Origin of the sequence: Sphingobacterium sp. 18053, assembly GCF_902706145.1 — a bacterium.
In the GTDB taxonomy this organism is placed as follows: Bacteria; Bacteroidota; Bacteroidia; order Sphingobacteriales; family Sphingobacteriaceae; genus Sphingobacterium; species Sphingobacterium paramultivorum.
On the sequence record NZ_CACSJW010000001.1, the window covers coordinates 558,904 to 571,931 of the forward strand.

At 39.1% G+C, this 13,028-nt stretch carries 11 protein-coding genes and 1 tRNA gene; 6 read left to right on the forward strand and 6 right to left on the reverse strand.

Features of this window, described 5'->3' with window-relative positions; all coding sequences use genetic code 11:
• Nucleotides 1–92: 92 nt before the first annotated feature.
• Together htpG and GVK91_RS02570 are read left to right on the forward strand one after the other, a co-directional pair.
• Nucleotides 93–1,982, forward strand: coding sequence for a molecular chaperone HtpG (gene htpG, locus GVK91_RS02565; protein WP_153848515.1), 1,890 nt, complete (start codon nt 93–95; stop codon nt 1,980–1,982).
• Nucleotides 1,983–2,229: 247 nt separating this feature from the next.
• Nucleotides 2,230–2,303, forward strand: a tRNA-His gene (locus GVK91_RS02570).
• Between the two features lie 146 nt (nt 2,304–2,449).
• Here GVK91_RS02570 and GVK91_RS02575 read toward each other — a convergent pair.
• The gene (locus GVK91_RS02575) at nt 2,450–3,601 is read right to left on the reverse strand and encodes a glycoside hydrolase family 130 protein (protein WP_159726752.1); all 1,152 of its coding nucleotides are present in this window, start codon (nt 3,599–3,601) and stop codon (nt 2,450–2,452) included.
• Nucleotides 3,602–3,894: 293 nt separating this feature from the next.
• Between GVK91_RS02575 and GVK91_RS02580 the strand changes: the two genes are divergently transcribed.
• The 3 genes from GVK91_RS02580 to GVK91_RS02590 all read left to right on the forward strand — a co-directional run bounded on the left by GVK91_RS02580 (nt 3,895) and on the right by GVK91_RS02590 (nt 6,482).
• Complete coding sequence (locus tag GVK91_RS02580) at nt 3,895–4,647, forward strand: DeoR/GlpR family DNA-binding transcription regulator (protein WP_159726754.1); 753 nt, start codon at nt 3,895–3,897, stop codon at nt 4,645–4,647.
• An 11-nt stretch (nt 4,648–4,658) separates the two neighbouring features.
• Nucleotides 4,659–5,375 (forward strand): ribose 5-phosphate isomerase A, encoded by a 717-nt coding sequence (gene rpiA / locus GVK91_RS02585; protein ID WP_159726756.1) that lies wholly within the window; start codon nt 4,659–4,661, stop codon nt 5,373–5,375.
• Between the two features lie 78 nt (nt 5,376–5,453).
• Nucleotides 5,454–6,482 (forward strand): Gfo/Idh/MocA family oxidoreductase, encoded by a 1,029-nt coding sequence (locus GVK91_RS02590; RefSeq protein ID WP_159726758.1) that lies wholly within the window; start codon nt 5,454–5,456, stop codon nt 6,480–6,482.
• Nucleotides 6,483–6,534: 52 nt separating this feature from the next.
• Here the strand turns inward: GVK91_RS02590 and GVK91_RS02595 are convergent, their stop codons facing one another.
• Together GVK91_RS02595 and GVK91_RS02600 are read right to left on the reverse strand one after the other, a co-directional pair.
• A complete protein-coding gene (locus GVK91_RS02595) occupies nt 6,535–7,428 on the reverse strand; it encodes a cation diffusion facilitator family transporter (protein ID WP_153848520.1) in 894 nt (297 codons plus the stop codon).
• 94 nt (nt 7,429–7,522) lie between these two features.
• Entirely contained in the window at nt 7,523–8,083 is a 561-nt protein-coding gene (locus GVK91_RS02600) for a TlpA disulfide reductase family protein (RefSeq protein ID WP_235032740.1), read from the reverse strand.
• Nucleotides 8,084–8,356: 273 nt separating this feature from the next.
• Between GVK91_RS02600 and GVK91_RS02605 the strand changes: the two genes are divergently transcribed.
• Nucleotides 8,357–9,682 carry a retropepsin-like aspartic protease gene (locus GVK91_RS02605; RefSeq protein WP_159726762.1) on the forward strand — a complete coding sequence of 442 codons (1,326 nt, stop codon included), beginning with the start codon at nt 8,357–8,359 and terminating at the stop codon, nt 9,680–9,682.
• 155 nt (nt 9,683–9,837) lie between these two features.
• Here the strand turns inward: GVK91_RS02605 and GVK91_RS02610 are convergent, their stop codons facing one another.
• From GVK91_RS02610 to GVK91_RS02620, 3 genes are all read right to left on the reverse strand, one after another.
• The gene (locus tag GVK91_RS02610) at nt 9,838–10,059 is read right to left on the reverse strand and encodes a heavy-metal-associated domain-containing protein (protein ID WP_075992582.1); all 222 of its coding nucleotides are present in this window, start codon (nt 10,057–10,059) and stop codon (nt 9,838–9,840) included.
• A gap of 141 nt (nt 10,060–10,200) precedes the next feature.
• Complete coding sequence (locus tag GVK91_RS02615) at nt 10,201–12,618, reverse strand: heavy metal translocating P-type ATPase (protein WP_159726764.1); 2,418 nt, start codon at nt 12,616–12,618, stop codon at nt 10,201–10,203.
• Nucleotides 12,619–12,744: 126 nt separating this feature from the next.
• On the reverse strand, nt 12,745–13,005 hold the full coding sequence (locus tag GVK91_RS02620; protein ID WP_145330518.1) for a hypothetical protein: 261 nt from the start codon (nt 13,003–13,005) through the stop codon (nt 12,745–12,747).
• Between the last annotated feature and the right edge of the window lie 23 nt (nt 13,006–13,028).

Here is a 13,028-nt window from a genome sequence, read left to right on the forward strand (position 1 = left end):
GTTTACTGCCATCATGTCCTATAAAGCCGATTTGGAACACTGATTGTATGTTTTAAACAAATCATAAAATTAAAAATAGCGACATACAAATTATGAATCCAGAAAAAGGTAGTATTTCAATTCACACGGAGAACATATTTCCCGTAATCAAAAAGTTCTTATATTCTGATAATGAAATTTTCTTGCGTGAACTGGTATCTAATGCAGTTGATGCTTCTCAAAAAATCAAACGCCTGGCATCTTTGGGTCAATACCAAGGTGAAACAGGTGAATTGATTGTAGACGTAAAATTTGATGAAGCTGCCAAGACCATCACTATTTCTGACAATGGTATTGGTATGACTGCAGATGAGATAAAAAAATACATCAACCAGATCGCTTTCTCAGGAGCAACAGAGTTCATGGAAAAATTCAAAGAAGCAAATGATGCAAATGAAATCATTGGCCGCTTTGGTTTAGGCTTCTATTCCGCATTTATGGTAGCCGATACGGTAGAAATCCAATCCTTATCTTATCAGGATGGAGCAGAACCTGCTCATTGGACTTGCGATGGTAGTACATCTTACGAAATTTCTACAGGTACAAGAACCACCCGTGGAACAGATGTCATCTTGCATATTAACGAAGAATCAACTGAATTTTTAAGCCAGGCACGCTTACAGGATATTTTAGATAAGTATGCTAAATTTCTTCCTGTTTCAATTCGTTTTGGTACCAAAACAAATTCTGAACCAGATGGTGAAGACGAAGAAGGAAAACCAAAATACAAATCTGTAGAGGTAGATAATATCATCAACAATACCAATCCGGCCTGGACAAAATCGCCGTCTGAATTAAAAGACGAAGATTATCTAGCCTTCTACCGCGAACTCTATCCCTACTCTATGGATGAACCGTTGTTTTGGATTCACCTCAATGTAGATTACCCATTCAACCTAACAGGTATCCTCTACTTCCCTAAAGTTAAAAATGAACTGGAGATCCAACGCAATAAAATCAAGCTCTATTCTAGACAAGTGTTCATCACCGACGAGGTGAAAGATATTGTTCCTGAATTCTTGATGTTACTTCATGGGGTAATTGATTCGCCGGATATTCCATTAAACGTATCCCGTTCGTTTTTGCAGGCAGACAGTAACGTTAAAAAAATCAACAGTTATATCACCAAAAAGGTGGCTGACAAATTGAACGAAATATTTAAGACTGATCGTAAGGGATTTGAAGAGAAATGGACAGATATCGGTTTATTTATCAAATACGGTATGCTAAGCGATGAGAAATTTGCTGAAAAAGCAAATGACTTCTGTTTAGTAAAAAACACAGGCAACCAAAGTTTCACCATTAAGGAGTATTACGAAAAGGTCAAAGATATTCAGGTAGATAAAGATGGAAACATTGTTTACTTATACACACATGATGCTGCTCAACAAGATGGCTTTATCCAAACTGCATTAAATAAGGGGTATGATGTTTTGATGCTCGATGGACCACTGGATACGCACTTTGCAGCTTATTTGGAGCAAAAAGGCGGTGAAAAGGTACAGCTGAAGCGTGTAGATGCTGACGTTATCGATAAATTGATCCAAAAAGACGAAAAGGTCGAACTTGCCCTTTCGGAAGAAGAATCTAAAAAAGCGTTAGCGGTCTTTGAAAAAGCAATCTCCCGTCAGGATATGAAAGTTGAAGTTGATGCGTTAAATGAAGGCGATTTGCCTGTGTCGGTAACAATTGATGAATTTATGCGCCGAATGAAAGATATGGCCAAGACAGGCGGTGGTATGAATTTTTATGGTTCATTGCCCGATAATTATAAGGTAACTGTCAACGGCAACCATCCGCTGATCAAAAGAATCTTATCGTCATCGGACGAAGAAGGTTCAAAGCTAGCAAAACAGGCTTTTGATTTAGCGCTCTTATCCAGAGGTTTATTATCAGGAGCAGATCTAACATCTTTCGTGAAGAGAAGTGTAGAAATGATCTAATCATATTTCTTTTAACAAAAAATGCGGTTTCTATGGCAGGAACCGCATTTTTTGTTAAAGATCGGAAGCAAATGACAAATTTAGACAAGCGAAATGCATATCAACATCGAAACGTAACCGTATCGATGTTTTTTATTAAAATTTAATAAACTAATCTTCACCTAGTTGGCATTAAACGCTGTTTTTTTTCAATCAAATATTTGGAGGGAATAGGGTTTAATCGTACTTTTGTATCATCAAAATCACGGTAGGTATAGCTCAGTTGGTTAGAGCACTAGATTGTGGTTCTAGGGGTCGTCGGTTCGAACCCGATTACTTACCCAAAAGGCAGATCAAATGATCTGCCTTTTTTAATTTTACGTATTTAACCAATACAGTCTCCCTTCAAAACTGCTCCATCAATCCTTAATTAATATAAAATTCAGACTCAATACTGTTTTCATGCTCTACAAACAGACCTACAGCGATTAGGGTAAGGGGTCCATGACAGAAGGATCCCCTGGATCATAAATACCCACAGCAACTTTGGAGTCAGCGCAGCCATAATATAAAAACCATTTTTGTTTAAAAAAGACCAATCCCTCAATAAAAACCGTACCATCGATATATTGCCCACTTTTTTCGAAAGATTCCATGGGACGCAAAAACGGAACATCCATTCGAGCCAATACGCTTGTCGGATCTCGTGGATCAAATAAAACCTGCCCAGCCGAATAAGTATTTTTATTAAAACGCTTATCTCCTTTCTCAGCATGATTCTTACCATTGTACAGCAATACAATTCCTTTATCAGTCAAAACCGCCGGGGGACCGCACTCCGTCAATGAACTATCAAAATAACCATCCCTCGGCGAAATAAAAGCGATCAATCCCCCCTTTTTATCTGTTACGGGCTCCCAATCAATCAAATTATCAGATGTGGCGCCATACACACCATGTTCCCCCCAGTACAACCAATATTTCCCATTGATTTCAGCTATGACCTGCCTGTTACCTTTCATTACTGTCACAATAGAAGCTGATTTATGCGGTTCATCAACAAGAGTGGGCCTGTTTTTCGATTTTTTAAAAATGGGGCCATACTTAGTCCAGTGTTTCAGATCAGTGGATATTGCTAAACCTAAGCGTGGCACCTTCCGATTCCATTGGGTATAAAATAGCACAAAACGCCCGTCCTCCGTCTGTGCTAAGCGGGGATCTTCCGTCCCGCCGGGCCACTCGTTATCCTGCTGCTCATCAGAAGCTGGATAAAATACCGGTGTTTTCTGTCGTTCAAAATGAATACCGTCAGCACTAGCTGCTAATCCCAGTCGAGAAGTCCGGTGGCCAATAGCCTTCCCTGTCCGATCTTCTGCACGATAAATGACATAGACACTATCTCCCTTTACCACTGCAGCAGGATTAAAAGTATCGTTGTCCTCCCATCGAATATCCTTCTTCAGAATTGGATCATAAAATACCGAACTCGTATCAGGCTCAATAATTGGATTGATACCTTTGGGCCGCTCAAAGCCTCCTAATACCCATTGTTCTTTCTTAAGCTTTCCGCCAGGCTGTACGCTACAGCTACATAAAAAGACGAATACAATAGAACCTGCAATTCTAACGATAACATTCATGTTTTATTTGATCTCCCATGCTTAAGATGCAAACCTGTAAAGGCGAAAATTAGAATTGGTTACAACAGAAAGGTGAGTGAATCTACCCCCGATCATTCACAAATATAACGCTATTTGAAAGAAATAAATACCATAAAAACAAGTTCATCAAAAATTGAATTGGAAGCCATCCCCAAAAAACTAATAAACAATTTATCGATAAACAACTTATCATATTGCAATATATTGCAACATAACAACAAATATAAGGTCAAATATTGCAACATATAGCACAAAACCATTATATTTATAGCATGATATCCAAAGAAGAACGCCACGATTTTATATTAGTGAAAATCAAAAAGGAAAGAAAATTAGCGATGACAGACTTAGCGGCCGAACTTGGTGTCTCTGAACATACCGTCCGACGTGATCTTAAAGAGTTATCCGACGCCGGCTTGCTTCGTGCTATTCGGGGTGGCGCCACGCTACGGTCAAACATGCCGTTCGACATATACGACCGAAACAACCTTGATGTTATGGAGAAACAATCCATAGCAGAAAAATCGATCACACTATTGAAAAATCATCAAGTTGTCTTTTTCGATGGCGGCACAACAACACAGACAATTGCTGGAAATATTCCCGATAGCCTAATCCTTACTGTTGTCACACATAGCCTCCCAATAGCCAATATACTTGCCAACTTCCCAAACATCACCTTGATTTTTGCTGGTGGCACTTTCTGCAAATCATCACTTACTATGCAAGGACAGCAAACCATCGCTACATTTGAAAAAATATACGCGGATATCAGCTTCATAGGTGTATGTAGCCTGGATCTCTACCGCGGACTTACATCAAGAACACACGAAGAAGCAGATGTCAAAAGAGTACTATGTAAAAATTCAATGAACATTGTTGCTGCCACAACAAGCAATAAGCTGGATACCTTGGCTTCTTTCCTAACATGCCCCGTCTCTGATATCAGTTATTTAATTACAGAAAAGGATCCTTTTGACCGCATTTTACAGCCTTATGCCGCACAAGGTATTACAATCTTATAAGTTTACCGTTTATGAACAATCTCAAACAGGAAGCTGCCAAAGCTGCTCTTCAACTATTAGAACCCGATCAGCTCATTGGATTAGGTGTTGGATCAACAATAGCTTATTTCATCGAATTAATCGCCAGTAGTATCAGCTTTAGATCCCGCTTAAAATTTACATCGCCTTCTTTGGAAACCAAAATGCTGCTCCAAGAGAATGGACTTATTTGTGTTGATAACAGTATCCTAACAACCCTGGACTATTATTTTGACAGCTGTGATCAGGTGGACATTCATTTAAATGCATTCAAAAGTGGCGGCGGCGTACACACGGGTGAGAAGATTATGGCGAATATGGCACAGCAGTTTATTCTCTTGGTCGATGGCTCAAAGATGGTCGAAAAACTTAGCACAAAGTACCCACTATGTGTTGAAATTATACCCGAAGCTTGGCTATCGGTACTTAAAAAACTAAAATCAAGTTATTCTACAACGATATCCGACATTGTATTACGAAAATCTGGACAAAAATCGGGTCCTCTCCTTTCTGAGAGAGGTAATTTCCTGGCAGACATTTATTTTTCTAAACTGCCCGATATTTTTGATTTGAATAAACAAATCAAACTCATTACAGGGGTTGTAGAACATTCACTTTTTTATCAGCTGTGTTCGGTATGTCTTTTGGCAACAGAAGATGGCGTAACACATTTATATGCAAACCGCATTGGAGAATCAAACACGGAATAAGAATATCACGCAGTAGCATTAAAGTTTATATTGAAGTCTAACAACTAACAAGACAACGCTAAAGTAATTTAAATCAACATGAAACACACTCAAATTAACACAGGAATACTGAGTTTTGGCATGTCAGGACGTGTTTTTCACGCACCATTTATACATACCAATCCACATTTCAATCTCAGCGCTGTTGTAGAACGGTCGAAAAAAGCAGCACATGAATTTTATCCGGCAATAAAAAGCTATAATAGCATCGCTGAATTCCTAGCGGATGAAAGCATCGAACTGGTCATTGTGAATACACCAAACTATACACATTTCCAATATGCCAAAGAGGCTCTAGAAGCAGGAAAACATGTATTGATAGAAAAACCTGCCGTTGATGACGCTACGCAATTCGATACTCTTCTTGCCATCAGCAAAAAACAAGGTAAACAATTATTTTTCTATCAAAACAGACGGTATGATGGTCACTTTTTAGACATTAAAAAGGTAATCGACAGCGGAGAATTAGGAAAGCTGATTGAAGTGCATTTCAGATTTGATCGCTATAAAATGGAATTGGGGCAAAAATACTTTAAGGAAGATACGCAATATATTTCCAATGGCATTACTTATGACCTAGGCCCTCACCTTATTGATCAGGCAATCTCACTTTTTGGAAAGCCGGTTAAATTTACCAAAACAACATCCATTAACAGGCCGGATTCTAAAGTTGCAGATTATTTTCACTATCAGCTCTATTATCCAGCTGGACTGAACGTATATTTAACAGGCAGTCTACTTGTCGCCTCTCCGCAGCCCGCCTTTGTTTTGCATGGTACAAAAGGGAGTTTTATCAAGAATATGACGGATGTGCAAGAACAGCAATTGCTAGATGGTATGTTACCTGACAATCCATCTTATGGCCTTGAGCCAGCCGGCCAAGAGGGGAAACTTTTTACGATAGACGCATCAAATCAAAAACATGAGTCTTTAGTAACACCACATAAAGGAGATTACAATCAGCTGTTTGAAGCCATTTATGAAAGCTTAAGAAATAATGTCGATTACCCTATTAAAGCGGATCAGATTAAATGGCAGATCGAATTGCTTGAAGCTGAAAACACCTAAGGTTCTAAAAAATCAAATGGTGGCACGGTTCAAAGTAACATGTGCTGCCATTTCAATTTGCTTCCCAAAGACATTCGTTCGGTTCAATATGGATCATCACATGACCGAGATCGGGAATATGCGCAACCAAATGGTCTTTGAGTTTATGCGCCAGCTCATGCCCTTCCCTTACGGTAATTTCACTATCAACAATAGCGTGCAGATCGACATGATATTTAGCCCCGGATTTGCGGACAAAACATTTTTCTGTGGCTTTTATCCCATCTACCTTTAATGCTTCTTCCCGGATATTATCAATGACCTCATCGTATACATTTTCATCCATTATCTCGCCAAGCGCCGGTCTGAAAATATGATAACAGTTATACAGTATAAATCCAGCAGCAAATAATGCCGCATAGTCATCCGCATTTTCATATCCTTTTCCGAGCAACAATGCAATAGATATCCCAATGAATGCTGCAACTGACGTTATCGCATCGCTTCGATGGTGCCAAGCGTCTGCACGAAGTGAAGAACTATTTGTTTCTTTACTTTTCTTCATAACGATCCTATAAGAAATTTCTTTCCATACAATGATCCCGCCAAGAACAAATAGGGTCCAAGGCTTTGGCAGGTCATGTGGCGTTCCTATATTCTCAATACTTTCATAAGCAATTATGGTTGCAGAAACGATGAGAAAACCAACGACAATAAATGTAATGAGGGGTTCTACCCGACCATGACCATACGGGTGATTGTCGTCGGCAGGTCGTTGCGCATATTTTAAACCTAGAAGCACTAAAAATGAAGAGAATATGTCCGCTGTTGACTCAATTGCATCCGCAATCAAGGCATAGGAGTTTCCAAAGAAACCAGCTAGCCATTTTAACAATGCTAGTAATGCATTGCCTACAATACTAAAATAAGTCGTTCTGACTGCAGTCTGCTCTTGAAGTTCGGACATAGCTGTAAATTAACTTGACACCGCGAAAATACTGTTTTTTCTCTTCAAATTCTATTCTCCATCCATAGAAAATAGCGATTACAACGATGGATCTTTAACTGCCGCTCGCGATATCCTGCAATGCTTTTTTTATTTCAGGAGTTCCATAGTCACGGCTTCCTTCCAAACGCTCTACGATCTTTCCAGTTTTATCCAAGATCACCGTTGTCGGGATGGACTGCCCTAAGAATTCTGCAGGAATGTCACCCTCTGCTATATAAAGGGGCAGATCATACTTGTTTTCCGCCATGAATGCTGAAGACTTCTCCATGTCGCCATCAACATCCACCATGAGGAAAACGATATCCTTATTATCTTTAAGCGATTGCCTAAGCTGGTCAATAGAAGGTAGTTCATGAATACAAGGAGGACACCAGGTCGCCCAGAAATTGATAAACACGACCTTACCTTTTAAAGCACTTAATTGAAGAACCTTACCCTCTTTATCCTTAAAAGATAACTCCTGCGTTGTGGGTACAGTAGCTGCAGCAGGTTCCTCCACCTTTTCGGCCTTGATCTCTTTTTTAGTTCCTGTGTTTCCACATCCAAAAAATAAACTGGTCGATAAAGCCGTAAGACCAAAAAAAATAACCCCGCTATTAAACCTAATATTCATCGTCTTTTGTTTCATTAAATTATTCTATTAAAAATAAATCCTGTTCACTAATCGTTCTCTTAAAGTAAGGGTTAAAAGATTAAATCCGAATTCGGAGATCTCGTCAATCCAATCCTCCTAGGAGAAATTTCTCAAAACAATAGCTAATTTAACCTTAATTATCCAACACCACAAGTATGGCACACAACTCCACAACATAAACCATTGATCAATAATAAAATAAGCAATAATAAAATTAAAAAAATAACAAGAACTTTTCCGACATTTAAAAGCGTGAACATATTACTGAACAAAAGACAATCTATTGAATACATCATGAATCTCGCGTCAAATCATTTCAAAAAATACTTGTTAACATATTTCCTGTTTTTCATCGCCCCCCAGCTTAATTTCGGGCAAGGCACGTCGACTAAATTCAACAACCTATATCAGCTAATAGCATCAAAAGATTTCTTCACCGCCCGCGACCTGCTTAAGGTAAATAAAACTTTCTTAAACGCCCATGAGCAACTTTTTATTTTGGCAATACTCGATAATGCCTTTAACAGCCCCATCACTTCAAACAAAAAAATCGCATTGCTGAACACAGCAACAGAAGAATTGCCAGACACACTGCGACTAAAAATACGACGTATTCAGGAAGATAATTTTGTCAAATTGAAGGATTACGCTAGGGCAAAACAGACAACGCAGAAAATCCTACTCGAATTCGATCCCTTGCTGTCAACAGATACAAGAGCGGATCTCCGAAACAATCTAAAAATCTGGTCGGCACTTGATCATGTAAGACCGCAGCGTATACAAATCAACGACGATACCCGTCTTAAAATGACGAAAGATAAAGCCGGCTTAAAGAATCTAAAAGTAGAGGTTGACGGCGATACAGCAAGTTTCATATTTGACACCGGAGCAAACCTATCGACAGTTTCGAAATCCGTGGCCAAACGACTTCATATGGATATTATCCCTGCAGATATTGATGTAGACGCAATTACAGGTATTGCTATCAAAGCCGATTTAGCAGTCTGTAAACAATTAAAACTTGGTAACATCAACATATCGAATGCTATATTTCTGGTTTTCCCAGACAGTGCACTTTATATCCCACAAATTGGCTATCAGATCAATGGCATAATAGGCTTCCCAGTCATAGAAGCAATGCAAGAAGTACAGCTTACACAAGATAATGTTTTTATTGTACCCAAGAGACCTACAGTTGCAAAAAAGGCTTCAAATCTTGCAATAGATGGGTTATCACCCCTTATTGCCATTGATGGAAAGCACTATACCTTTGATACAGGAGCGGAAAAAACAATCCTTTATGCGCCATTTTACGAAACCTACAAACAGTATATCGAAAAATATGGTATACCGACCAAAGTCGCCATGGGTGGCGCAGGTGGTAACGTTGAATATGATGGCTTTGTCATACAACATACATTCCATATCGGCGATAAACCCATCGCTCTTAAAAAGATAAGCCTATTAAAATCGAAGATCAAGAATGAAACCGTGTATGGAAATATAGGACAAGATATTATCCGCCAATTTTCTAAAATGACACTTAATTTTAAAGATATGTTTATCCATTTTAATTAACAGGAATCTAAAATTAAAATGGATAAAAGGTAAACCCCAAATTTAATACTAATAAAACTGAGCTCAGTTTCGTCTCATAATTATACTTCATAAAAACACCCTAAAGGTTTTGTCCAACTTTTAGGGTGTGAGGCTTCTATAGATTTATGGAACAATTATGCGGAGTAGGTCACTGCATTAAAACCCTTCTTTTTGATAATTTCAATTATTTCTTCCTCCGAAACACCTTCAGATTTTACAGTCAGAATTTTGTCTGCATTTGTGGTGTCAACATTCCATTCACAGATACCGTCCACACTATCCAAATCTGCACTTACTTTGGATACACATCCCCCGCAAGTAAGGTTTGTTTTGAATTGAAGTTCTTTGCTTTCCATGTTATTTAATTTTAATGTTATTAATCTATTTAATTATCTATACAAAGATCCCTTTAATCAATCGGCTATACTTATAGTTTTTCTATTTTGTTTTACAATATTTACCGTTTAAAACGAGGTCTACAGCTTAACCATAGTTAGCTATTTTTTCCAACGAAGCCGCAAGCTATTACTGACGACACTTACACTGCTCAATGCCATTGCAGCTCCAGCTATCATCGGGTTTAAAAGGAAGCCATTGAATGGATACAGAATACCTGCAGCGAGGGGAATCCCAATTAAATTATAAATAAACGCCCAAAACAAGTTTTGCTTAATCGTTGCGACCGTTTGTTTCGAAAGTCGAATTGCCTGGGGTATCTTCGTCAAATCAGAAGAAATAATTGTCATTTTCGCTACATCCATTGCAATATCACTTCCTTTTCCCATTGCAATACTGACATCCGCTGTTGCTAAGGCTGTACTGTCATTAATACCGTCCCCAACCATAGCGACCACCTGTCCCCTTTGCTGTAATTCCTTAACAAAATCGGCTTTGTGCTCTGGCAATACCTCAGCTTTGTAATGCTGAAGACCTGTTTCCGCAGCGATGGCCCTGGCTGTAGCCTCGTTGTCACCAGTCAGCATATATAGTTCAATTCCCATTGCTTGCATCTCCTTGATAGCGCGTACAGAAGTTTCCTTAATCCGGTCCGCAATGGCAATTACAGCTAATGCAGTATGACTATTGGCAAACCAGATCACTGTTTTCGATTGATTTCCCCATAGAGTAGCATGTTCCATCAATTCTGTCGAAATTGTAATTCTATTTTCATCCAACAACCTCCGATTCCCTACGTAGTAAGTTTCGATTCCTTCACTGCCCTTTACACCCTTCCCCGTAATACTTTCGATAAAGGATATTGGAGTAACTTTCACATCATTAAAATACCCTACAACAGCTTCTGCCAATGGATGTTCTGACTGTTTCTCCAAGCTCAACAGGATACCTTTCAAATTATCTTCATTATTTTTCCAATACACGTCAGTGACAACAGGTTTTCCTTCCGTAATAGTACCGGTTTTATCCAAAACAACTGCACTTACCTTTTTGGCCAGCTCCAGACTTTCCGCATCCTTAATTAAAATCCCCTGTTCAGCTCCCTTACCCACTCCAACCATGATCGCTGTAGGAGTTGCTAAACCTAGTGCACAAGGACAAGCAATAACTAAAACTGTTACTGCCGCCAATAAACCCTGTACCAGATGGTTTTCTCCACCTAAAGTAAACCACAGTAGAAAAGTTAAAATAGCAATACCAATGACAACAGGAACGAATACACCAGCAATTCGATCGACCAGTTTTTGAACAGGAGCCTTACTTCCCTGTGCATCCTGTACCATTTTAATGATCTGTGCAAGCATTGTTTCCCGACCAACTTTTGTAGCTTTGAATTGAAAACTGCCCTTCTGATTGATCGTCCCTGCAAATACCTGCTCATTTCCCGTTTTTAAAACCGGGACCGGCTCCCCGCTTAACATACTTTCGTCAACATAGGAATTTCCACTGATAACAACACCATCGACAGCGATCTTCTCTCCTGGTTTTACCAGAATGATATCGCCGGTATTAACGGCTTCTATAGGGACCTGACACTCTACCCCATCCGATTGAATGACCATAACCGTCTTGGGCTGCAACCCCATTAGCTTTTTAATGGCAGATGAGGTGTTGCCTTTGGCCTTTTCCTCCAGCAATTTACCCAATAAAATAAAAGCAATGACAACAGAGGCGGCCTCAAAATACACATGTGCATGCAAGCCACGTTGATGCCAAAATTCAGCAAAGAGCATATTAAATACACTAAATATGTAGGCTATTCCAGTGCTTAATGCAACGAGTGTATCCATATTGGCCGAACGGTGTTTCGCTTGTTTCCACGCATTGACAAAAAAGTCCTTGCCTAGCCAAAGAACTACAGGTGTAGAAAACAGCCACATAATAGGATTTGCGTACGGCATATCCATAAAGAACATACCAATCACGACTATGGGAAGCGATAGCAATACTGCCCATCGTGTTTTGATTTTAAGCTTGTGAAATTTAGCTGCGTGAATAGCCTCCAAAGTTTCCTGCTGTGTAGATTCATCTTCGATTAATAAATCATAGCCACCAGCCTGGACTGCTTTCTGGATTTTTAAATGATCCGTAATATTAGGCAAATACTCAACCGTAAGGTTTCCGGTTGCAAAATTTACAGACGCATTAACAACCCCTTGTTCATATTTCGCCATACTTTCGGCGCTACTGGCACATGAGGCACAAGTCATCCCAAGAACTGGAAATGTCTTGGTCAATGTAGAAACACCATAACCAAGATCTTTGATCGTCTTTACACTGCTAACGACCGCTTCGCTATCTTTAGGTACGATAACAGCTCTATGATTATTCAATTCCACCCGATAGCTCGCCAAGCCTTTGACCTGAGCTAGTCCTTTTTCGACAATTGAAGCACAATGTTCACTTTCAACATCTTCTAAAGGTAGATAAACCGTATCTTTATAAATATCTGTCGCCATAACTGATTGTTTTATTTTACACAACAAATTTGGCCACAAATAACATCGAAATCATTACACAATTAGGGAATTGATTTGTAATATTTATTCGATAATACGATACGACAGGTTGAACTCAATTCTTCTTTAGCTTTCAACTTCTTCAACAAAACCATAGATAATATAATCACCGCGTTCTTCGAGTTTAATCGTTTCCATTCCACTCCAGCCGGATGCATTGGTATTTTCATCGATAAAATTTTGAATTCTGTCAAATGCGACACCAATCTTTGTTTTCCCATCTGCATAGATCTGATATTTCGCAGAGGTCTGCCAGCTTACTTTTTTTCTAAATAACCGTAAACCTTCTCTTTTCAAAAAACTGTGCATTTCATTAGATAAATTCATATTCTCAATTGTTTTACGCGCCC

What these genes read in the sequence shown, in the direction of transcription:
- htpG (WP_153848515.1), top strand. Translation starts at nt 93, where the DNA reads ATGAATCCAGAAAAAGGTAGTATTTCAATTCACACGGAGAACATATTT.
- GVK91_RS02575 (WP_159726752.1), bottom strand. Translation starts at nt 3,601, where the DNA reads ATGAATGTTATCGTTAGAATTGCAGGTTCTATTGTATTCGTCTTTTTA.
- GVK91_RS02580 (WP_159726754.1), top strand. Translation starts at nt 3,895, where the DNA reads ATGATATCCAAAGAAGAACGCCACGATTTTATATTAGTGAAAATCAAA.
- rpiA (WP_159726756.1), top strand. Translation starts at nt 4,659, where the DNA reads ATGAACAATCTCAAACAGGAAGCTGCCAAAGCTGCTCTTCAACTATTA.
- GVK91_RS02590 (WP_159726758.1), top strand. Translation starts at nt 5,454, where the DNA reads ATGAAACACACTCAAATTAACACAGGAATACTGAGTTTTGGCATGTCA.
- GVK91_RS02595 (WP_153848520.1), bottom strand. Translation starts at nt 7,428, where the DNA reads ATGTCCGAACTTCAAGAGCAGACTGCAGTCAGAACGACTTATTTTAGT.
- GVK91_RS02600 (WP_235032740.1), bottom strand. Translation starts at nt 8,083, where the DNA reads ATGAATATTAGGTTTAATAGCGGGGTTATTTTTTTTGGTCTTACGGCT.
- GVK91_RS02610 (WP_075992582.1), bottom strand. Translation starts at nt 10,059, where the DNA reads ATGGAAAGCAAAGAACTTCAATTCAAAACAAACCTTACTTGCGGGGGA.
- GVK91_RS02615 (WP_159726764.1), bottom strand. Translation starts at nt 12,618, where the DNA reads ATGGCGACAGATATTTATAAAGATACGGTTTATCTACCTTTAGAAGAT.
- GVK91_RS02620 (WP_145330518.1), bottom strand. Translation starts at nt 13,005, where the DNA reads ATGAATTTATCTAATGAAATGCACAGTTTTTTGAAAAGAGAAGGTTTA.